Source organism: Lysinibacillus sp. K60, from assembly GCF_019731275.1.
In the GTDB taxonomy this organism is placed as follows: Bacteria; Bacillota; Bacilli; order Bacillales_A; family Planococcaceae; genus Lysinibacillus; species Lysinibacillus capsici.
In genome coordinates, this window is record NZ_JAASJR010000009.1 from 155,846 (window position 1) to 176,536 (window position 20,691).

24 protein-coding genes are annotated in these 20,691 nt (G+C 31.7%); 7 read left to right on the forward strand and 17 right to left on the reverse strand.

Annotated features, from left to right (window positions below):
- Nucleotides 1–92: 92 nt before the first annotated feature.
- The 3 genes from HCH28_RS18775 to HCH28_RS18785 all read right to left on the reverse strand — a co-directional run bounded on the left by HCH28_RS18775 (nt 93) and on the right by HCH28_RS18785 (nt 1,175).
- A complete protein-coding gene (locus HCH28_RS18775) occupies nt 93–485 on the reverse strand; it encodes a hypothetical protein (RefSeq protein ID WP_221682623.1) in 393 nt (130 codons plus the stop codon).
- A complete protein-coding gene (locus HCH28_RS18780) occupies nt 482–889 on the reverse strand; it encodes a hypothetical protein (protein WP_221682624.1) in 408 nt (135 codons plus the stop codon). Before HCH28_RS18780 ends, HCH28_RS18775 begins: the two co-directional genes overlap by 4 nt.
- Nucleotides 890–971: 82 nt before the next feature.
- Nucleotides 972–1,175 carry a hypothetical protein gene (locus HCH28_RS18785; protein ID WP_221682625.1) on the reverse strand — a complete coding sequence of 68 codons (204 nt, stop codon included), beginning with the start codon at nt 1,173–1,175 and terminating at the stop codon, nt 972–974.
- Nucleotides 1,176–1,886: 711 nt separating this feature from the next.
- Here HCH28_RS18785 and HCH28_RS18790 point away from each other — a divergent pair.
- The 7 genes from HCH28_RS18790 (at nt 1,887) to HCH28_RS18820 (ending at nt 8,178) form a co-directional block, all read left to right on the forward strand.
- Nucleotides 1,887–2,417 carry a DUF3841 domain-containing protein gene (locus tag HCH28_RS18790; RefSeq protein WP_221682626.1) on the forward strand — a complete coding sequence of 177 codons (531 nt, stop codon included), beginning with the start codon at nt 1,887–1,889 and terminating at the stop codon, nt 2,415–2,417.
- Nucleotides 2,418–2,544: 127 nt separating this feature from the next.
- Nucleotides 2,545–2,922, forward strand: a complete 378-nt coding sequence (locus HCH28_RS18795) for a hypothetical protein (protein WP_221682627.1) — start codon at nt 2,545–2,547, stop codon at nt 2,920–2,922.
- A 147-nt stretch (nt 2,923–3,069) separates the two neighbouring features.
- A complete protein-coding gene (locus tag HCH28_RS18800; RefSeq protein ID WP_221682628.1) occupies nt 3,070–4,056 on the forward strand; it encodes a helix-turn-helix domain-containing protein in 987 nt (328 codons plus the stop codon).
- Between the two features lie 390 nt (nt 4,057–4,446).
- The gene (locus tag HCH28_RS18805) at nt 4,447–5,250 is read left to right on the forward strand and encodes a hypothetical protein (RefSeq protein ID WP_221682629.1); all 804 of its coding nucleotides are present in this window, start codon (nt 4,447–4,449) and stop codon (nt 5,248–5,250) included.
- A gap of 973 nt (nt 5,251–6,223) precedes the next feature.
- Nucleotides 6,224–6,652, forward strand: coding sequence for a helix-turn-helix domain-containing protein (locus tag HCH28_RS18810; protein WP_221682630.1), 429 nt, complete (start codon nt 6,224–6,226; stop codon nt 6,650–6,652).
- Nucleotides 6,653–6,731: 79 nt separating this feature from the next.
- Nucleotides 6,732–7,880: a tyrosine recombinase XerS gene (xerS, locus tag HCH28_RS18815; RefSeq protein ID WP_221682631.1), complete on the forward strand. Its 1,149-nt coding sequence runs from the start codon at nt 6,732–6,734 to the stop codon at nt 7,878–7,880.
- A 16-nt stretch (nt 7,881–7,896) separates the two neighbouring features.
- Nucleotides 7,897–8,178, forward strand: a complete 282-nt coding sequence (locus tag HCH28_RS18820; protein ID WP_221682632.1) for a hypothetical protein — start codon at nt 7,897–7,899, stop codon at nt 8,176–8,178.
- 170 nt (nt 8,179–8,348) lie between these two features.
- On the opposite strand, the gene HCH28_RS18825 is transcribed toward HCH28_RS18820, so the two are convergent.
- From HCH28_RS18825 to HCH28_RS18890, 14 genes are all read right to left on the reverse strand, one after another.
- Nucleotides 8,349–8,627: a hypothetical protein gene (locus tag HCH28_RS18825; RefSeq protein WP_221682633.1), complete on the reverse strand. Its 279-nt coding sequence runs from the start codon at nt 8,625–8,627 to the stop codon at nt 8,349–8,351.
- A gap of 482 nt (nt 8,628–9,109) precedes the next feature.
- Nucleotides 9,110–9,865, reverse strand: a complete 756-nt coding sequence (locus tag HCH28_RS18830) for a DUF2845 domain-containing protein (protein ID WP_221682634.1) — start codon at nt 9,863–9,865, stop codon at nt 9,110–9,112.
- A 365-nt stretch (nt 9,866–10,230) separates the two neighbouring features.
- Nucleotides 10,231–12,324: a type IA DNA topoisomerase gene (locus HCH28_RS18835; protein WP_221682635.1), complete on the reverse strand. Its 2,094-nt coding sequence runs from the start codon at nt 12,322–12,324 to the stop codon at nt 10,231–10,233.
- A 146-nt stretch (nt 12,325–12,470) separates the two neighbouring features.
- On the reverse strand, nt 12,471–12,932 hold the full coding sequence (locus HCH28_RS18840; protein WP_221682636.1) for a hypothetical protein: 462 nt from the start codon (nt 12,930–12,932) through the stop codon (nt 12,471–12,473).
- A 253-nt stretch (nt 12,933–13,185) separates the two neighbouring features.
- The gene (locus tag HCH28_RS18845) at nt 13,186–13,698 is read right to left on the reverse strand and encodes a hypothetical protein (RefSeq protein WP_221682637.1); all 513 of its coding nucleotides are present in this window, start codon (nt 13,696–13,698) and stop codon (nt 13,186–13,188) included.
- Nucleotides 13,699–13,873: 175 nt separating this feature from the next.
- Complete coding sequence (locus tag HCH28_RS18850) at nt 13,874–14,971, reverse strand: DUF2325 domain-containing protein (RefSeq protein WP_221682638.1); 1,098 nt, start codon at nt 14,969–14,971, stop codon at nt 13,874–13,876.
- Between the two features lie 288 nt (nt 14,972–15,259).
- Nucleotides 15,260–15,655, reverse strand: a complete 396-nt coding sequence (locus HCH28_RS18855) for a hypothetical protein (protein ID WP_221682639.1) — start codon at nt 15,653–15,655, stop codon at nt 15,260–15,262.
- A gap of 41 nt (nt 15,656–15,696) precedes the next feature.
- Nucleotides 15,697–15,993: a hypothetical protein gene (locus tag HCH28_RS18860; RefSeq protein WP_099805656.1), complete on the reverse strand. Its 297-nt coding sequence runs from the start codon at nt 15,991–15,993 to the stop codon at nt 15,697–15,699.
- Nucleotides 15,994–16,119: 126 nt separating this feature from the next.
- Nucleotides 16,120–18,216, reverse strand: a complete 2,097-nt coding sequence (locus HCH28_RS18865; protein WP_221682640.1) for a type IA DNA topoisomerase — start codon at nt 18,214–18,216, stop codon at nt 16,120–16,122.
- A gap of 166 nt (nt 18,217–18,382) precedes the next feature.
- Nucleotides 18,383–19,066, reverse strand: a complete 684-nt coding sequence (locus HCH28_RS18870; protein WP_221682641.1) for a hypothetical protein — start codon at nt 19,064–19,066, stop codon at nt 18,383–18,385.
- Nucleotides 19,067–19,135: 69 nt separating this feature from the next.
- The gene (locus HCH28_RS18875; RefSeq protein ID WP_221682642.1) at nt 19,136–19,573 is read right to left on the reverse strand and encodes a hypothetical protein; all 438 of its coding nucleotides are present in this window, start codon (nt 19,571–19,573) and stop codon (nt 19,136–19,138) included.
- Between the two features lie 112 nt (nt 19,574–19,685).
- The gene (locus HCH28_RS18880) at nt 19,686–19,913 is read right to left on the reverse strand and encodes a hypothetical protein (RefSeq protein ID WP_221682643.1); all 228 of its coding nucleotides are present in this window, start codon (nt 19,911–19,913) and stop codon (nt 19,686–19,688) included.
- 85 nt (nt 19,914–19,998) lie between these two features.
- On the reverse strand, nt 19,999–20,280 hold the full coding sequence (locus HCH28_RS18885) for a hypothetical protein (protein WP_221682644.1): 282 nt from the start codon (nt 20,278–20,280) through the stop codon (nt 19,999–20,001).
- Nucleotides 20,281–20,282: 2 nt separating this feature from the next.
- Nucleotides 20,283–20,474 carry a hypothetical protein gene (locus tag HCH28_RS18890; protein WP_221682645.1) on the reverse strand — a complete coding sequence of 64 codons (192 nt, stop codon included), beginning with the start codon at nt 20,472–20,474 and terminating at the stop codon, nt 20,283–20,285.
- Nucleotides 20,475–20,691: the final 217 nt, after the last annotated feature.

Consider the following 20,691-nt stretch of genomic DNA (forward strand, 5'->3'; position numbering starts at 1 on the left):
CTTCTGATTCCTTGTTAAAAAATAGCTTTAGATTTTTAATAATTTTCAATATTTATACCCCCAAGCCGCTTCAAATTATTTTCCTTATTCCTTTAGCCAATTCTTGGTGATAGTAGGGCAGGATTCTTTGCTTCAACAGCATGTTTCAAACCATAACTTCCATCATCTACTTCATAGATTGTTAAAAATGCTTCTTCTACAGCCGATCGCCATGCATCGCTATGTGCAACTGTATTAATTTTTTCTTCTAGGGCATCCACAGCAGAGTAGTAATCTAAAGCAAAAACTGTTGGCAACCAGGAACCTTCGTTTTCCAGATAATCACCTAAACAAATGCTTTGAATGTCTCCACCATCCTTGATTTGCTGTAGTTCGTATAAATGATTAATAACAGGTCCAATTGCTACCCACACACCATTGCCGTATCTCTCTCTAAAGGAAAGTAAGACCCTATACATTTTTTCGAAATCTCCTTCATTTTTCAACAAATGTAACTCCTTTTGAAATTCCAACTCTTCTTTCTTTTCAATTTTCTTACGACTTCATCTAAACTATCAGCAATTTCTTTGTGAACAGCGAGAAAATCCTGGAATAGTATTTTAAACCTTTCTCTATCTTCTATAGATTTATTCGGCTTTAGAATTTTCAAATATTCCAGTGTGTTATCAAAATACTCTTGATTAGATTCTAACTTTAATCTTAAAAATTGTTCGTTCTTATACATGAATAAGTAAATCCTCATGTATTCTATATCTCCCAAATTCCAGGAACCAAATATTTTGTGAAGCTTTCTATATTTCCACCATATAGGGATTTTCCGTTTCAATCTAAGATCATTGAAGAAGTCTATTGGCTGTTCCATTAGATTAATAATTGGATTATCTAACATACTAAATAACTCCTGTTCGTTTTAATTGTTTCCACAAGTTCATCTCCTTAATTTATATATTTCTCATTAAATACATTTCCTTTTACGAAAACTGTATCACACCGTTTTCTCCAATTATTTCTTTTAACTCCTCAAAATCTCTAATTTCTCTTAAAGTTATTTGATCTTCCTCACAGCGTTTTGCTTGTTCTATTAAGCCCTCAGCTTCCCATTCATTTTCCGCATTTACAAGCCCCTTAGCCGGTCCTGGTATCTCATAATTTACTACAAATAAGTACAACGGCATACTATCACTCCTATTATTTAATCTATACCATTTGAAACTCAGAAATTGCTGCACATAATGTCCTTGGACATACACTGTAAATGGACACCAAAGTCTATACTAAACAAATCCCATAATATCAACATTTTCAATGTTTTAGTTTAGACTTTGGTGTCTAAGATTGACAGCGAAGTCTAAACTTTTTATTTTCTCAGACACTAAAGTCTAAACTGTTCATTCCTTTGATTAATAAAAACAAACCAGGGGGAACCAGAAGAACAGCAGTTCAACTCTTATACACATATATCTATAAATTAATTGTACTACATACCAAAATATAGAACACCTAAAAAAATGCTCCATTTATTTATTATAACCATAAATATATAGTTTAGATATTAAAGCTAAATATATATATTTAATTTTTATTTGTTACAAATATATATTATGTTATGATTAAATTATGGAAAACTAAATAAAAAATGGTCTAAGAAAAATGCGTTCTCAGACGAATCGAAAATTAAATGGATGTACTATCATGCACGTCGATTGCTCTGAGATGGTAGTTGGATATTTAAGGATAAATTGTATTGTTATAGTGAGGTGAACGAAATGAATTACCAAAATAGATCTATATCTGAAGAACTTGTGATGCCATTTATGTTGCGATAGAGAATAAAACAGGTAACAGATGAAATAATAGGAAGGCTTATAGTATGGGGAGGGGTATTTTTGATTGTATATACTGTTCAACCTGAAATTATTTATAAGAAAATGCGAGAGCAAGGATACCTAGAAGGAGATAAGAAATTTGCTATGTTTCCAGAAGCCTATGATTGGATGATAATTCAAATGGAGAAACGCATAGCCAATTGCAAAGTGGAAAACAATCCTGTATGGCTATGGCAACGAAAGCCAAGCGGAAATGAAAAAGCACTTGCAACAAAAGGTGAAAGATGGGTAATTTTAAAATTAGATGTGCCAGAAGATAAAATTTTATGGTCATCATACGAGGAATGGCATTCCATTCTAAATAATAATCCAATAACTTATAGTGAAAAAGAATGGGATTATTTAAATAAAAGAGGATTTCCTAAAGAAGAAGTTGCAAAAACTTGGGAACGATTATTTGACCATGAGTGGTTAGCAAGTAGACCGATTGTGTGGGCAGGTAAATATAAAGAGCATTGGATACAAGGTGTTACTCCTCGAATTACAATGGAGCAAGTTAAGAAAGTTACACGCTTTATAGGAAAAGGATAATGTTTGAAGTTCTAAATTCATATTAGAAATATACAGTAACAGGGGGAAGTGGAGATGTTCGAAAAACATAAACTCAAATGGAAGTTTATCCGATTGAGGGCAGAATTGGAGAAAGACGCTAATNAAATTGGCCCTAATATATAAGACGGTAAAATTCATAATTACAAATGGGGAAATAATACATGAAGAAAAGAAATTATATGGGGCATTTGATTCAAATAGTCAAAGAATATATATAAAAGATATCCCTTCGTTAAGAGTAGAATCGTTAATTTCTCAACTCATGGAAATATCTGAACTAGATTCCGTTAAAGCCATTCAAATAGAATTTGACCGTTATAATGAACAATTTAATATTGAAGTTGAATTGTATTTAGAAATGAAAAGCTTTCTTGAACAACAGCCGAATATTAATTTTCCTGTTCAAGATAAACCTTGTGGCTTTACTGTATCTGAGAGGTTTTACAATGACCTGATAAACTCTTTAAAGAAAATATCTAACTGAACAATATGAGGGAAATTGTTCAGTGAGGGTGAAATGAATGCGTAATATAATGTTCATATAGTGTCAATTGGGATATTAACGTGGTTGTACAAGTTCATCATACAACGAGACATGGAGGGACTCACAGCTTGTTGGGTTTTGAAAGGAATGAATCAGTTGAAAAAAGAGCAGGTTAAAGGCTACACAATTCAAGAAATAACTGAACTATTAGGTGTAGTAGAAATGACTGTTTATCAGTACATTAAAAAGGGTTTACTAAAGGAAATAGACCAACCTAACCTCAAATACACAATTAATGGCCAGAGACTTTTTACAGTTGAAAGTGTCGAATCATTAAAAGCAAAAATGACTATCGAAACAGATTATATTAGCTTAAACGCCTATGCTAAACAAAACGGTATTAATCAAATTGTTTTAAAAAAATTGGCAGCTGAGCATGATATTGAAATTCCCAAAGGTACACAGGGTTTGCGCGAAGTATTTTTGATTACACCAGATATTAAAGCCAGATTAGATAAATTAGTTCTCGAAAATTCTTTTTCTCATTTTAAGTCAAAGAACAAGTATTATAATTCTAAATATGATATTGCATTGTTACAGTCATTTGTAGATGCTGAAGGAAAGCCCTACAGAATCGTCAAGAACGGCGCTAAATGGGGAGTTTATGAAGAGACAGGTTTTATCCAATATGAAAGCTTAGAAGGCTTAAAACCGCTCTATTCTATCCATAAACCAGCTGTAAATGCTCAGTCGATGTATGTGTATTTCAAGATACCCATCTCAGATAAGAATAAATACAATTTTGTAGATGCTATCTATGCTACATATGGGATTGAAAATGCTCAATTAATGTTAACTGATACTCACATAGCAGTTAGAGTAAAGGTAAGTTCCTGGGATATGTCAGAAGAAACTATGCATATTGAAAGCCTTCTAACACTGAATCAGTATGCAAGTAATGGCGAAGTTATAATTATTGACAACATATTAACGGTTGAGAGTTCAGATAAACGGGTTGTAGTTATTCTTCCTAAAGATACTCATTCACAACTTTCAAAGTATGCTAAAGATCAAAAACTAACCGATAGTAAGGCTGCTCAACAGATTATTCAAGATTACTTTAAAGATAGATGAAGGTAAAGCTGATGAATATTAGAGGTGAATGGGATTAGACGATGTTTTATCGGAAAGCGGTAAAACAGTAAACTAAAAAAGAGGGGAATTAATATGTGGTTCACTATTCTTATAAGCAGTTTTTCTTTCATAGTAGGTTTAGCAACTATTGGAACATTTTTCATTCGAAGACATAATAAAAAAATCGACTTTATTAGGTCACTATTGTTGTTTGCACTATTTGTTAATAATTCTTTCTTATATAGCTTTGTGTTAATTAATGATCAATCGTCCATGCTATGGGCTGCACTCTTTATTAGTTCATCACTAATCATGGTTCCTGTGATTATCAAAAAATGGCGCAATCTAAATTCAAAAGTAAATGAATGATAACCTGGAGGAATGTAAGTTATGGAAGAACCTAAAAGACTGCCACCGACAAAAGATGTTTTGAGGGAATTATATTTAAAATCGGGAAATCAATGTGCTTTCCCTGGATGTTATCAAACTATATTAAACGATAAAGGTGTATTAGTAGGCGTGATCTGTCATATTGAAGCGGCAATGCCTGGCGGTGAACGATTTAATAAAAATCAAACTAATGAGGATAGAAGAGCTGCTGCTAACTTAATATTACTCTGTCACGAACATCATAAAGAGACAGATGATGTGGTAAAATTTCCAGTAAATAGATTACAGGAGATGAAGAAAGCACACGAAAAGAAATATAGCGATGTAGCTGATAAACTTTATAACTCTATTGTAGATAGGACAAGTCTTCAAGGTTTTCAATACTGTCAATCACTAAATAATATGAACAGTGTTATTGGATGGAAACATAACGAAGAAGAATTGTTTCCAATGATACAACAAATAAATGATAAGGTAGATATTCTTAGGAAATTATCACCAGACACTCGCTCCATATTTAAAATTATGTTAGAACGGACAGTTAATTCGCAGGTTCATATTGCATTGATTGAAGAATCTACTGGAATAGATCGATATAAATTAAGGGAACACATTGTGATTTTAAACAATTATGGACTAGTATCTTATCCATATAAAGACGAATGGACTCATACATATTGCACTGATATAAGTAGTGAGGATGGGCATTGGAATATATGGTTAGAAATTAAAGAGTTCTCCCAAAAAACATCTATTTCTTTAGAAGAAATCATACAAAATATGAACTTTTCACTTTTAGATTAAGCATTTCAATCATTAAGTCTTTTAAGTAAAAGCAAATTAATATGTTATTAATTTGTCTAAAGGTTCTTGTCCAAAAATGAAGACAAGAACTTTTAGACATTATTATTATTGTCTGGACATTCATGTCTATAATAAAAGTCAAGAAATCCGGATTTAATTTGAAAAGGACAAGGATGTACAGACGATCACGGCAAAAAAATAAACTGTCCAGAAGTTCTTGACCAATGTGTCAGCAAGATATTGTCCATGAACATGACCATGTACAATATCTTGTAAAAATTTTTACTGTCTACACACAACTTAGTAGTGCCGTAAATTCTCTACAAACACTGATTCATACGCCACAAATATTATAAAAAACACAACTTAATCGTGATGTAATTTGAATGATTATATTTTTTGATCACAACTCATTCGTGATGGAATAAGTAAGCATAAAATCAAAGTATTGATATATCGGTGATCTTCTTATTTTTTTGCATCATGACTAAGTTGTGTACGTCGTGATTGAGTTGTTTACATCATGGCTAAGTTGTGTGCATCACGATTGAGTTGTGTGCAGACATTTACGTAAAAGGGATAGAACATATGTTCTATCTAGATATTCGCATAATACAAATTTTACGAATATCTAGTAGTGGTAAATCGGCTAATATGGTAAAATTGATATAGAGGTGAAAAATTTGGAGATACTATTAGCTTTGTTGTTTATAACATTACTGTGTTTGTCTATTGGTTCTTTACTACTTAGAAAGAAAACATTAAATCAGTTGAAACTCGAAATTTTCTGTCATTATACCATACTTATCATTTTAATTCTAATCATATTTAAAACTAACGATTTATTTAATGTTTTAGCAAGTGTATTATGTGCTATTCCAATAGCATTATCAATCCCGCTGAAAACTAAAAGGCTTAATACTATGAAAATAAATGGTTAAACATATCTTTTCCAACTTGGAGTGATTATTTAATGAATCCTATACCAAATAGGTCCATGAAACCGAATAACATAAAAGTAGCAGCTAGATTAAAAGCAATTCAAGAAGCTTCTGGACTATCATTATCTGATATGGCTAAGTTGTTAGAAATTCCAAAGGGTACTCTTAGTTCCTATATTAGAGGATTAACGTTACCCCCACGTCCATTAGCAGAAAAAATTATTAGCTATTTCTTTAAAGGTGATAAAGTTGAATGGTTTTATTATGGGGACATAGTTGATTATATAAGGGATTATTTGAGCTACAAAGGCCATCAGAAGTTTCTTGATAGTTACCCTTATGTTCCAGATCATGTGTATTTAATGTGTGACGTAGACAATTGTGGACCAAACCCAACAGATGAAGATATAGATGTCTCTTTTGGAAAGCTATGTCGAAAGAATAAATTAGTAAGTACATAACAATAAATAGAACAAATGTTCGTAAAAATTGTATTATGCGAACTTTTGTTCTGATTTTGGTTAAAAGGAGTGATTTTTTTTGGCACTTACCCAAGAAGAACAAAATATGAAAAGATTATCAATAGAAAATTTAAAGGAACTTCCCTACTACATCACAGAGTTTTATGAAGCTAAAAAAGATGACTTTTCAGCAAATACCTTATCAAAGTATATTTACGAATATAGAAGTTTTTTTAATTGGTTGATAAGTGATCGCATTGTTGATGTTAAATCGGCAAAAGATATACCTTTAGAATCGTTAGATTGCCTTCGTAAAGATGTTGTTAAGACATATTTTGATAAATTACTAAATGAAAATATTGCTTCTGAAAAAAAGAAAGAAAAGAAAGTATATGAAACAAGGAAAGATACAACAGTTAATAGAGCTAAAAGTGCCTTACGTTCCCTGTTTAATTACCTGGTAAACGAAACGGAAAATGCTGCCGGTGACACATATATCGAGAGAAATGTAATGGAAAAATTCCCTTTGAAACGCATTAAAGTATCCCCTGCAACCAGAGCTGATGCATTGAATGATAAAATTCTAAAACAGCATCAAATAAAGGGGTTTTTAGAATTCTTATCGAATGGTTATGAACAAACAGTTGAAGAAAATCATAGGAAATTAGCTACTTTTAAAAGAGATAAGGAACGAGACTTTGCAATTTGTTCTTTATTTCTTGGTAGTGGTATTCGACTAAATGAATTGGTGTCACTAGAAATAAATAATATAGACTTTCATAATGTGAAAATCTCTATTGATCGAAAAGGTGGCGGCCATGAAACAATATCTATCACTATTGATTCATTAATGGCTATTGAAAGGTACCTAGAAGTGCGTAACAAGCGATATTCTGGTGCAGAATACTCCCCTTTTCTCTTTGTAACTAGTCATGGTGGAATTAAAAATATATCACACAGGGCAATTCAGAATATTGTTCAAAAGTATACTTCAGCTTATCTGGCTCAAGTGACTCATTCAACTAATATTAAGGGGCTATCTCCACACAAATTACGACATTCTTTCTCATTGCTCTATTATGAGGAAAATGATGGAGATATTAAATTGTTAAGTGATCAATTAGGACACTCTAACCTAAATACAACGAGTCTCTATGTTAATATGGCTGATGAAACAAGGGAACGTGCTATCGAGCGTGTTAGTGAAGCATTGAATAAGGAGAAATAGAAGGTGGGATGTCTATATGAGTGGTATTTTAGTTTCAATATTTAAAATGGATCAGAAATGCCGTAAATATGTTGAAGTATTTGCAATTCCAAAAGAAAATAAAGATAAAGTAAGTAAGTTATTAGAGAATGTTAACATTGATACACCTGAAGATGAAGTTAGAATGCTTTTTAAAGGATTATGCGATGTTAGAACAAAATCTGATTTTAAAAAAATCCGTCGCAAAAGGATCTTGTTTAATACATTCTTTTACGTTGTTATATTGACATTATCGATTTTATGTTTATATCGATTTTGAAGGCTTATATAAATAAAAGCTTAAAATAAAACGTGCTAAAACTGAACAAGAGTTTTTAGCACGTTATTTTTATCTAAGAATTAGATCCATTACAATTATGATGAAAAATACAAATATTGTTAAAATCACCATCATAAATCCAAGCATTTGTGTTGAGATATTAATGTTGTTTATGGCTTAATAAAGTCGTTGAATTCTCCATTAGATATGAAACCTATTCGATTGTAAATTACAGCAGTTTCAACATCCATTTTGAAAGGATTATTCTTATCTAATAACCAACCTTTTGCAAAATCAAACTGCTTTTTATGTAGCCCCATTATAGGGTTTTCTCTACTTGGGTATTTCATTTCTTTTACTTCTACTTTTGTAAAATCACTTTTTAATTCATAGATTTTTGCATCATCCAAAGTGATATAAATTGTATGTGTTTCAAACGGAATTTTCATAACTAACTCTCCTTTTAAATAACTTTATTGTGTATTAATATTATTTAACTGCATAGATTCCCTGTTTCTAGCTGTGTTCTTAAACAACTTTATTATTTCTTTTTAGCATTGCTATCTCGTTACGGTTAATTAATTCTTTCATTTCTTCAAAAAATGGTTTTTCTTCTTGATCATTGTGGTTCATACATTGATTCCTCCCCTTGTTTTTACACCTCCATATTATAATTCATTAGTAGACTAACGGATAATTTCCAAAGTGTTATAATACAAGTAAAGGCAACTGGCTGCTACATTATCAAATATTAGTGCCGTTAATATTCGATATAATTGTATCTCCAATAAAATAGGTATAAAATTATATATACTCCAATTGAAGCTTCCCTTGTTTAATTGGCATGACTAATTTAAATCGAGCTTTATATTTTCTTGTTCCGTCCTTTGTTTTGAAGGTTAATATTTCACTATCCAGATACTTCTGGGCATTAATCTTGTATTGCTACCAATATTCCATCTTCAAAATAAAGATATTTTTCATATATGGAATACACCCATTGTTCTGATATATGATCAGAAGTAATCGTTCGGTTAATATCATTAGGTTTGCCCCAATTAGTAGCGAGAACTTGTTCTTTTGTCATTCCTATGTATACTCGATTTTTGGCTTCCTCAATTATTCTAGCTTTTTCCTTTGCTTCTTTTTCAGCTTTCATATTTGCATAACTTTCACGTGCTTCTTCTTCGTTATTTTTTATAAATGTTTCAATTTCTTCAATGTTTGTTGGGAATTTTTTATTTATAAGAGATAGAACATTGTCATTTAAGTTTTCCATATCTAAAGATAAAAGATTGTAATCATAGTAATTAAAGGTTTCAGCTTTTTCTATATATTTTTCAACAGCAATATTATAAAGTTCAATCGTTTTTTCTGTTGGTTTTAATTTTTTATCGACATTTGTAATAAATGAATTTTTATAATGGGTGATTGTATCTAAATAGTCTTCCTGTTCAATAAGTTCAATTATACTTTTCTCAATGTTTTCAGCTTTTTCTTGACGCTTTTGATCTTCAGCTGATAATTCTTTCATTTCCTTTATATCATGTATTTCTTCATTTTTGTTTACCTTATTTGTAGTCTCTTGATTAGTACAACCAGCAATTGTTAGTAAGCATAATGTTGACATTATAAACCTTTTGTACAAATTATTCATTTTCAGATCATTAACCTTGTTTTTCTGCAACTTTCATTCCCCCAAAACTATGGCATATAATATCATTTTACTATATATGAATATATTGGTATATAAAATCAGGCTCTAATTTGGATAACCAAAGCAAATCAGTTTAATGTAAGTACAGATACTCAATATCAAATTTCAGTTACTGAATTTATATCAGTACATTCTGTAGTCTTACCATAACTCAAGACATCAACAACTGAAAAAAGAGCATATGTAGTTTCATTTTCATATAACTTTTTAATCAAGATAAAAAATACTAGGTGTTTTTTTAATTGAGCACCCAGCATTTTTTTGGTCTGCAAGTATTTCGCAGCAGCATTTTATTTATTTTGTTAAGTAATATATAAACATTTAATAGTTTTAGATTAAATATATTCCAGTTGAAGCTTCCCTTGTTTAATTGGCATGACTAATTTAAATCGAGCTTTATATTTTCTTGTTCCGTCCTTTGTTTTGAAGGTTAACAGAGATGTCTCCCCTTTTTGAATAAGATCATCTAACATTTTTTTGGTGATACTTTTGTTGTACTGATTCTTCCAAATATAAAAAGTACAATCTGTATCATCTTGAGTGCAGTAATAGACCTTTTTATTTTCATTTAGAGGCTTGCCGCATGATGGACATTTTGCTGAGAAAGCAGACAATGCATTATCAGATAGTGATAAGTCTTTCATTTCCTCCACAAAGTTTAATGTGAAATTAGCTACTGCATCATTAAAGTGCTTTGAGTCTTTTCCTTTTTTGATTTCCTCTAATTCAAGTTCCCATTTCGCAGTGAGCTCTGGTGAAGTAAGTAAATGTGATTTACTCTTCCGCAGGAGCTGAATGACGGCTTTTCCTAATTTAGTAACCTCTAACTTCCTTTTTTGAGAAATTACATAACCGTTGTCCTGTAGTTTTTTTATGGTTTCAGCACGCGTTGCGCTTGTACCTATTCCACATCCTTTAAGTGCATCTTTATACTTTTTATTTGTAATGAGTGAGCTGATGTTTTCCATCAATTTCATAAGTGAACCTTCAGTGTAGAGTGGCGGTGCTGTTGTCTTTTTTTCCTTCACTTCCAATCCAATATTTTTAATTGCAATATCCATCTGAATATCTGGTAATACATCAACTTCTTCTTCCAACATTTCATCATCGTCCTGCTCTTTAATAAGGAGATGTGTAAAATCTAAATTTAACCCTTTCCAGCCATAATCAATTACTTTTTTAAATGTGGTTTGAAAATTGTAATCATTAACTACGGTTAAAACTTTCCTTTGCAAAGTCTTTACGGGCGCTTGGAACTGCAAAAAGAATCTTTCTACAATTATTTGATATACTAAAGTCTCTTCTTCCGTTAGATCCACTGGCTTTGTAGCTTCAGGTAATATTGCATGATGGTCTTGAACATTTTCCGGATTAAAGATTCGTTTGTTATTCAAGTTAACCCTGCTGATTTCGCTTCCCTTCTTTAAATTTGGAAATACTTCAATGAGAGCCTTATAAGACCTATGAAGAAGATCCAATTCATCAGGTGTAACATATCTACTCGATGTCCTGGGATATGTTATCAATTTTTTCAGATAAAGTTTCTGGAGGATTTTCACACCATCAGATACCTTTATTCCATAGCGTTGATTGGCCATTACAGTCACATCGGTTAGGTTAGGAAGATATGGGGGCATTTGAAGCTTTGTATCATCTGTAAACTGAACTTGCCCTTCTTGTTTCTCCACTAGATTAATTATTTTTTCAACCTCATCATAATCAATTAATCGATCTCCTTTGAAAGAGGAATCATAATAAATGGAACCTTGTTGAAATGTAGCCTTAATACCATAGTAAATTTCTTCTTCGAATTGGTCCCTTGCTATCTGACGATCATAGATTAAGGCCAATGTTGGTGAAAGTATTCGACCAGCCGATAAAGTCTTTCCTCCCCCTGCCAGGGTGATACTTCTAGTGCTATTAATTCCTAATATATAGTCTCCCATACTCCGTGCTAATCCGGCATTTCTTAAATGTTGATACTCTTTAATATCCTTCATGTCTTCATAAGCCTTTTTTATGGCAGAGGGTTGTAATGAAGCGGTCCACAGACGTTTAGTGGGAAAATCTAAGAATCTTAGATAAATGGCCAAATATGCAAATATTAATTCTCCTTCTATACCAGCATCCATAGCATTTACTACTACATGACAGTTTTTAATTAATCTAGCAATGACATCTAGCTGTTTTTGGGCGTTAGGAAGCGGTTTAAGCGGCAAATAGGTTGGAAGGATAGGTAAGGTATCCCAAGACCAATCCTCCCATTCTGGATTAATTTCGTCGGGCTCCTGAAGTGTTAAAAGATGCCCTTGAGTCCAAGTGATAAGTAGACCGTTATTTCCCATTAGATAACCTGGACATTCTTTATAATCATTTGTAAGAGCACTTGCTATTGCGTGGGCAGCATCTGACTTTTCTGCTATTATCACAGTAATTTCTATATTGATCACCCCGTTTAATAATAAATAAAAAAGCACCAATACATGTCAAAATGACGATGTATCGGTGCTTCCGTAGCATCAAAAAGAATATTGAATTAATAAAACGATAACATATAGAGCTATGGGGCTCAATATTAATTTAAGAGTGCTATTCCATACCCTACAGCTTCAAATTTGATTATAGATGAAGAATTAGTATTCATCTCAATATGTTCATAAAACTTCTCTTCTGTGACAAATGAGTAGCAATTAAGACCAATCTCGAAACCAAGCGACGATTTATTAGAAACAAGATCAATTTGAGACTCATCATAGATTTCAAAATTACGTATTTCTGTGCTATCAAAGTACTTATTATCTTTAATGTTTATTGATAGTCCATCCTTATTAAAATCGTAATAAACTTCTACATATGGTATAAGTTCTTTCAACATATCAGCAGCTACTTTAAGGGCTGCTTCTTTACTCCCAGCTATAAATTCATAGTTGGTAAGTAACTCAAAGCTATAGCTACCCATATTCATTTGTATTACTACTGTATACGAAGGTAATTTAACGACATTTGCTGATACAGTAGTAGCAACATTAAAGACCATGTTTATATTCCTCCACTATTAGTTTAAATTACTATTATTCTCTACATATACATGAGTAGCATGCTCTTGCACTGCATACCACAGAATCTTATTTGCATCCTCATGAGTAAATCCCTCATTAACCAATTCATTTATTGTGGCCAAGGCCATCCAGATGCCTTTGCTAGATGGTAACTTCTTCAAAAAATCCTCATGTGACATCGTTGATTTCCTTTCAAGTTGAATTTCAAAGAGAACTAAAACTTATGTAATGTTAGACTTCATCAGTATACTGAGAAGTGTTATATAAAATGCTGTTTACAAGTGTATAGACCAAGTATACTTCCATAAAACTCAAGGGCTCATGTGGTTCTTTATAACGTAATAAATAATCAAGAATATGAGTTAATGAATCATAGTATTTTGTATGGGTTATTGAAAATACAGCTTGCTGAAGCTCCTCAGAGCGACTAAGATCTGTTAGAATGTCCTGCTGAAAAATAAATGTATAACTCCTTTGCTGAAATGCAAGATTAATTAAATTTGGCATTATAGACATTAGATGTGCTTGTACTTCTGAATTTGTAGAAAAATTATCTAACTTCCCTTCAATTAAGTTGGATAGTTCTAAACGAGTTAGCAATTGCTTTTCTGATCTATTTTCTAAAAATCTTTTGATACTCTCAAAAGATTCAGTTGATGTAAAAAAAGTAAATTCGTGTTTACCATTGTGCAAAGAAATAGTTGGATTACTTTTAGTTTTGTTTGGTATGAGTTTTTTAAACATGACAGTACCTCCTTTAACTTAGTAAATAATAAGATGTTTGAGAATATTAATAAAAATATCTTCTGCTCCGAGCGCTACAAATGAAATATACGCTAAACCTGAACATAATAGTAAAATGTAAGTTCCTAGAAGTAATACTGGATATATAGTTTTCTTTAACATGCAATTTATCTCCTTAATAAGAGTTTGAGACAAGAACTTCTGGGTTTTCAATTAAATCAAGAAGTCCTCTTTTCATACCAGCTACATTTGATGAAATAAATCGCATAGGAATTCCATATAACTTACAAATATCTCGCGGTAATTCTGAACGGTGGTGAGATAAATGCCCACTCGCAATTAGAACCATATCGCTGTTTCGAATAGCTGCTTGTATTTGTGATTCCCTTTCATGACCTGTCATAACTGTTAGGTCGAAATTAACCTCATGTGCCAATTGACTATATTGAGCCTTTTTAAAATCTGATCCAATCAAAAGTACTTTTTTCTCAATCAAAAAATTCTTAGTATTTTCGAATCTTACCCACAGATCGTCTTTATTTACTGCTATTTCATTATTAGGTTCTTCAATCTCAGAGCTAGATGTATTTGATGACTTGTAATGTCCTGAAGGCTTAGGTCTTTTAGGAACAGCTGTTTCTTCATAATTCCAGATAACTCTATTCATTTTTGGATTTCTAATGTCATAAGCAATACTCACGATACTTCCAGGTTCTAATTTGAATTTTTGAGTATCCTCTAAACTGATTATGAATGTTATTGGTAAGTCATTATCTAGTTTTATCAGCTTAGGTTGACCATCTACCAAATGTTGTGAAGCAGTAAATTGTTGATCAATTTTGTTTTCTGAAATAATACAGTAATCGATCTCTCCACGTGTATCATTATCTATTTTTGGACCATCCTTTAATTTTTGAAAATAGTAACCATCCATATTGTTATTTTTTAATGGTTTAATAATGTCCCCATGTTTTAAGTTTTGAGAGCGAATAATAGTTTCAGGAACATAAATGTCAATCTCATTACTTATTTGAAGTATTCCGCCTTTGAGTTTTCTAATTAAAGGATAGCCGTTTAAATTGTTCGAGAAGTTCCTACGACCTTCATATTTATCAAGGACTGGAACTTCTTCAAATAACTTAGGTATATGTAATTTAGCAGAAATTAATATATTAAAAAGTGAATCAATTTTATCCTGCTTTTCAATAAAATTATCGTCTATTGACATGTGTTGAAGAGTTTGAATCATTTCTTTTTTTATAGTGTCAAACATAATTTATTCCCCCTTGTAATTTTTTTACTCTGAATGACTTAATAATAATGCGCTTAATGAAAGTACGCAAAATAACGATTTTCCATAGAAATAATCTTCAATTAATTTTTTTGAACACAAAAAAGAACGCAATTATCCCATTAAGAATAAATGCGTTCTTCGCAATTTTCACATTAAATTTACTTTATATTACCACATATATGTGACTTTGTTAATAGTTAATTAAGTAGAAAATAAATACTCAATAAAGAAAAACAACAGGTCATGTCCCTGTCGCTTTCTAAAAATTTAAAGTTGTTGAGGATCATCTTTAGTACAGTACCTTGCTCCACCTAATTCTACCTTAGAAAAAAGTCGAGCTACTTCCTCATTTGATAAATTCAATTCGTGTCTTGCTTGTTCTCTAGAAAATACATGTAATTGGTTTCCAATAGTTACATAATCTTGGACTGCACTAGAACGTCCAGAAATAATGTTTGGAATATTAGATGATGTTAAGAGTTCAAAAGTTTCTAAGATTTTCTCGAATTGTCCTTTCACATATTCCTCTTCGAAAAAGTGCCATTTAATACGATGTAGATCATTTTCTAACTTATGTTCTGTAATAACATCCTGCATATAAGGATAATTTTGAAACAAATCCATTGTATGTTCTAAATTAGTATCAAAGTTAGTACTATTCATATCTCACAAACCGCCCTTCTAAGAGAACATTCTCTAGAGATTTAATATTTTGGATTATAAAGTAAAAAGCTTTCAATATCATTTTTATACAGTTTAGTGAGTTGGTCAAATTCTTGAGGGCTTATTTGAGTTGGTTCGATGGCATTTAATATCTGGATATGTCTAGGGATATTATTTAAAGGATATTCTTCTGAATGTGAATGGTGAGATTGCACACTTACATTTCCAGTTTTCGAATCTCTTGAAACCTCTCTAATATTCGTAATTACTATTAGTATATTTTCTTCCTCTATTCGATCTATTATACGGAGAAATTCGTATTTAATTTGACGGCCCATTAAGAATCATCCATCCTTTTACAATTTATGTTTTTCAATAATGTTATATTTTGTTAATGTGAAGGTCTTTTTCATTCTACATTATTATATACCTAAATGCAAAAGGACTAGATAATTCAGAATTGTTTATTTTTTAGCGCCAAATTCAAGTTCAAGCCTACCGCCATCTAGGTTTTCGGGCAAAATCAATTTCGCCTTAAATGAGGATTTCGTCTCATTTTTCGATGAAAATGAAAGTATGTTTGTTTTACCTTTTAATAGTAATTGTTCCATCATTTTAGGGGTTATATTTTTATTATACTGATTACTCCATATGAAAAATTTACAACCTTCATTGTAGCCTGAGCAATAATAACTCTTTTTATTCTTTAATATATTCTTACCGCATTTCGGACACTTTCCGTAATTTTGAGTAAAATCGTTTGAATCTAAATTCAGCTTTTTCGCCTCATCTACAATGAGGTTCGCAAATTTTTTAATACCATCCATAAATGGTTTGCTTGATTTCCCATTTCTGACCTGCTCTAATTCTTTTTCCCATTCAGCTGTTAATTCAGGCGAAGTTAATAAGCTAATATTTGTTGTTCTTAAGATTTCGATTACATTAATACCTTTATTAGTTATTGTGATTGATTTTTTCTCATAAGCAAGGTATTCAGTATCAATTAATTTTTTTATAATAGTAGCCCTAGTAGCACTGGTTCCAATTCCACAATCTTTTAATTTAGCTTTCAAAATTGGATCCGAAATTTTATTACTGATATTAGACATCATCTGAATTAAAGATCCGTCAGTGTAGGCAGCTGGTGCTGATGTTTCTTTTTCTTCTATTTCCACATCTTCACACGATACTCCTCCTTTAATAAGTTTTGGGATTCCTGTAAAGTCATTAGATTCTTTAGTGTCATTTTCATCATCTTCTGAATTTATAATAGCAGTCCACCCTAGACTCAAAGGTTGTTTGTATGTGGACTCAAAATTATACCCTTGAATTTCAGTTTTTATTTTTGTTTGTATAAATTCCATAGATTTTTGAAATTGTGTGAAGAACCGCTCCACAATTATCATATAGATATTTTCTTCTTCCTTACTAAGATTTGTTGCAATTACTGGTTCTGGTAAAAGAGCATGGTGATCAACTACTTTTTTAGGATTGACTATTCTTGTGTTTGCTACATTAACAAGACCTTTATCACCGTTAGTTGCTAGCTTAGGAAATTGATTTTTTAATACATCAAATGAATTATGCATTAAAGGTATTTCATCTGCAGTTGTATATCTGGACCCGGTACGCGGGTATGTTACATATTTCTTTAAATATAAGGACTGAACAATTTCAAGCGTCTTAATTGCTGTATAGCTGTATTTTTGATTGGCAATTCTTGATAAGTCCGTTAGATCCATAAGTAGCGGTGGCGGTGTTTTCTTTTGCTCCTCTTTAATGTCTGTAATGGTTCCTTGCTTGGCGTTAATTTGTGCGGTGATCGATTTTGCTTCATCTAGATTAATAATGTGGTCGCCTGCAAAGTACCCTTGATATTTTTCTGTACCTTGAGAAAATGTAGCTAATAAAGGGTAGAACTTCATCTTTTTAAATAACGATCTTTCTTTATGGCGATCATAAACTAATGCTAGTACTGGTGTTTGAACTCGACCTGCGTGTATTATTTTCCCACCAGCAGCAAGAGTTAATGCTCTAGTAGCATTTAACCCAATAATCCAGTCAGAGATAGCCCTAGAGAATCCTGCTTGTTTTAAGGCATTATAAGCACTTGCAGGCTTTAATTCCTTATATGCCTTTTGAATAGCCCCTGGTTGCAAAGATGAAGTCCATAAGCGATATATAGGCTTATTAAAGCGGAGATAAATAGCGATAAAGTTAAAGATTACTTCACCTTCTGTACCTGAATCAGCTGCGTTAACAATGACACTAGCCTGCTTTTCTAGTTTTTGAATGATATCTAACTGCTTTTTAACTTTAGGTTTAGCCTTTAATTGTATATTTTCTGGAATCATAGGAAGGGTATCCCAAGCCCATTCTCCCCATTCTTTATTCATTTCTTCTGGTGATTTTATCTCAACAAGATGTCCACTAGCCCATGTGAATATTAAATTGTTAGAACCTTGAATGTATCCTTCTTTCTCAGTGAATTGAGGAGATAGTGCCTGTGCTATTGATTTTGCAGCTTCCTTCTTTTCTGCAATTACTAAAGTTGTTGTCATACATAACACGCCCTTTTTAGTTTTAAGATAAAAAAAGAGAAGTACTTTACTAGCCCACACGCAATGGGTTAGTAAAGTACTTCTCTACTACAATTAATTATATCAATTATTTATTCTAGTACAAATGTTTTTAATGTGTTGAAGATATATTTTAAATATTAAATACTCATTCTTCCTTCTCATCTTTACTTTCTTCCAGGAGTGATTCTATTGCTTCCAGATAAGTATTTAAGACGTGATTCTTCATATGGTTCGAGAATTTTAAAACAAGTTTGTTATAACGGTAAATAAAAATCGTTACTAACATAAAGAGATATACAATTGCATCACGTAGTATTAGTTGGTGAAATTTCATATCTTCTAGTATTAGTAAATAAAAAGTTAAGGAAGCGAGAAATCCAAATAATAAGCTTTTTAAGCTTCCTTTATGTTTCTTCAAGTATGTATCAATGCTCTTGTTAGCTATATGTCTTTCTACTCTTATTCTTTCAAATAAGTATGTAACCGCGCTTCCCATAAAGAATACAGTTAAGTATGTCGTAATAAACCCAAGAACAATAAAAATGTATAAATTCTCATTTGGAATAGGAATTATTTTATACAAATTGAATAAAGGACTAGAATCTCCTGACGCACCATTATAGTATCTGTAAAAATCCAAGAGTATGAACCAAATCGCAAAAGTAAATAGAGCATTAACTCCAGAAATAATTTTTGCTTTAGAGAGTTTGGTAATATAGCTATAGGATTTCTCATACACCTGAATCATATCCCTCTCAAGATCTTCTAAAGCTTCCCTTACAGGTAATGGGAGATTTTTTTCTTCTTTACGGAAATTAAATTTAAACAAAAAAATATCATCCTTCCTCTTTTGTTAGTCGTTTGCAGAAATAGCTTTTCAAACACTTAATAAAGTGGTTTAATTTTCGTTTTTAAGAAGCATTTCTTTAACCGAACAAGGCAAAGTAATAGTAAATTTAACAAAGAAATCAGATGAATCTATCTTTAAAATAAAAGTATTATCAACTATTAGACATGACCTACTATCTAAATGGTTACGATCAAAATCGGTGCTGATATAGAAAGTATCATTCTCATCTGTTTCAACCTTGCAAAATTTTGTTTGAGAATCATAAGTTACTTTACTCAAATCAACATGGTATATCCTTTTTATAGGCACTTGATAAACTTCAATTATACAATCTTTAGCACCTTGAGATTTTAAGTATTCGATGATTCTAAATGTATATTTATTTGGGTCACTTAGCATCAAGTGGTTAGTTTTAACAAGCTCCTCTAAATATTTTTTTATTGGATCGCTGTCATCAACCAATATTTTCTTTATTTTTTCTAACATGCCCTACCTCCTGTAGTGCAGTTAAGCCTATCACTACAATTAAACCCATCCCTTTTATTGTAGTTTTACTCATCCTACACACATTCTTTCCACTGTTACTAAATCACTTCGTTCAATCAATCGTATAATTGTATTTCTTTGCAACTTCGATTAATTCCTCGTCCAGTTTGCCTTCAAACGGCAATACCGTCGTACTTGAGAGATAAACGTTAGCATCCCGAGTAAGATCAACGACTTTTACAAGGTTATTGGCACTTACAGCATCTTCTAATGCCAAGTAAACTTTAAAATGGCCGACGCTATGTCTATTTATATAAAGATTGTCTTTACGAATTAACAATTAAATCACCTCCACCTGTTTTTTCCTTTAATATGAATTTTCTCAAAGTGTTCATTACTGTTCTTAAAAAGTTTTAGCTGCCACTTTACATTACTTCCAGTGCCCAATTTAAATCCGATTTTGATAAAGTAGTATATGCATACGATTTATCCACTTTAAAATAATTGAATACACCTAAAAAACCTCGATACACTACATACACACGCACAAAATGACTATCTTCTTCTACTTTAATTGACTTAACTTCGCCCGTAAATTCATCATCTACATTACTCGATACAGCAGCCACAAACTCTTGATTAGTCAAATTTAATAAATACTCAAAATCAAATTCGCATTGTCCATTAACCCACACTTTTTCCGTCAAGATTAACACTCCCTTTTCTGAACAGTGACTTTCACTGTCTCAAATAAAACCTTCCATGCCTCTTCTTCTGTATAAGCACGATTAATAGTAACTGATACGTTTGAATTCGATTTCTTCTTGAACTCGAAAACTGCACCTCCATTAAGAGATGCCCCTATAGCCATAACATTCCATTCTTCTTTTAGTTTCTCCATTCTCTGCCACGCTCCCTTTCCGACTGGAATTTTTAAATTATTGAATTAAATGTTCATTGCTGTACTCGACAAGTACATAAACCAGCTCGCCTCCACCACAATCTTCATCAATAATTTCCATGCCATTTAAAATATCCAATTTTTCTTGACTCATCATAATAAATCCCCCTCCAAATGTTTTATTGTTTTAACTGAACAATATCTTTCAAAAAATCAG

What these genes read in the sequence shown, in the direction of transcription:
- HCH28_RS18810 (WP_221682630.1), top strand. Translation starts at nt 6,224, where the DNA reads ATGAATCCTATACCAAATAGGTCCATGAAACCGAATAACATAAAAGTA.
- HCH28_RS18865 (WP_221682640.1), bottom strand. Translation starts at nt 18,216, where the DNA reads ATGACAACAACTTTAGTAATTGCAGAAAAGAAGGAAGCTGCAAAATCA.
- HCH28_RS18780 (WP_221682624.1), bottom strand. Translation starts at nt 889, where the DNA reads ATGTTAGATAATCCAATTATTAATCTAATGGAACAGCCAATAGACTTC.
- HCH28_RS18855 (WP_221682639.1), bottom strand. Translation starts at nt 15,655, where the DNA reads ATGAATAGTACTAACTTTGATACTAATTTAGAACATACAATGGATTTG.
- HCH28_RS18785 (WP_221682625.1), bottom strand. Translation starts at nt 1,175, where the DNA reads ATGCCGTTGTACTTATTTGTAGTAAATTATGAGATACCAGGACCGGCT.
- HCH28_RS18800 (WP_221682628.1), top strand. Translation starts at nt 3,070, where the DNA reads ATGAATCAGTTGAAAAAAGAGCAGGTTAAAGGCTACACAATTCAAGAA.
- HCH28_RS18805 (WP_221682629.1), top strand. Translation starts at nt 4,447, where the DNA reads ATGGAAGAACCTAAAAGACTGCCACCGACAAAAGATGTTTTGAGGGAA.
- HCH28_RS18860 (WP_099805656.1), bottom strand. Translation starts at nt 15,993, where the DNA reads ATGGGCCGTCAAATTAAATACGAATTTCTCCGTATAATAGATCGAATA.
- HCH28_RS18840 (WP_221682636.1), bottom strand. Translation starts at nt 12,932, where the DNA reads ATGGTCTTTAATGTTGCTACTACTGTATCAGCAAATGTCGTTAAATTA.
- HCH28_RS18890 (WP_221682645.1), bottom strand. Translation starts at nt 20,474, where the DNA reads ATGGAGAAACTAAAAGAAGAATGGAATGTTATGGCTATAGGGGCATCT.
- HCH28_RS18820 (WP_221682632.1), top strand. Translation starts at nt 7,897, where the DNA reads ATGAGTGGTATTTTAGTTTCAATATTTAAAATGGATCAGAAATGCCGT.
- HCH28_RS18850 (WP_221682638.1), bottom strand. Translation starts at nt 14,971, where the DNA reads ATGTTTGACACTATAAAAAAAGAAATGATTCAAACTCTTCAACACATG.
- HCH28_RS18845 (WP_221682637.1), bottom strand. Translation starts at nt 13,698, where the DNA reads ATGTTTAAAAAACTCATACCAAACAAAACTAAAAGTAATCCAACTATT.
- HCH28_RS18875 (WP_221682642.1), bottom strand. Translation starts at nt 19,573, where the DNA reads ATGTTAGAAAAAATAAAGAAAATATTGGTTGATGACAGCGATCCAATA.
- HCH28_RS18825 (WP_221682633.1), bottom strand. Translation starts at nt 8,627, where the DNA reads ATGAAAATTCCGTTTGAAACACATACAATTTATATCACTTTGGATGAT.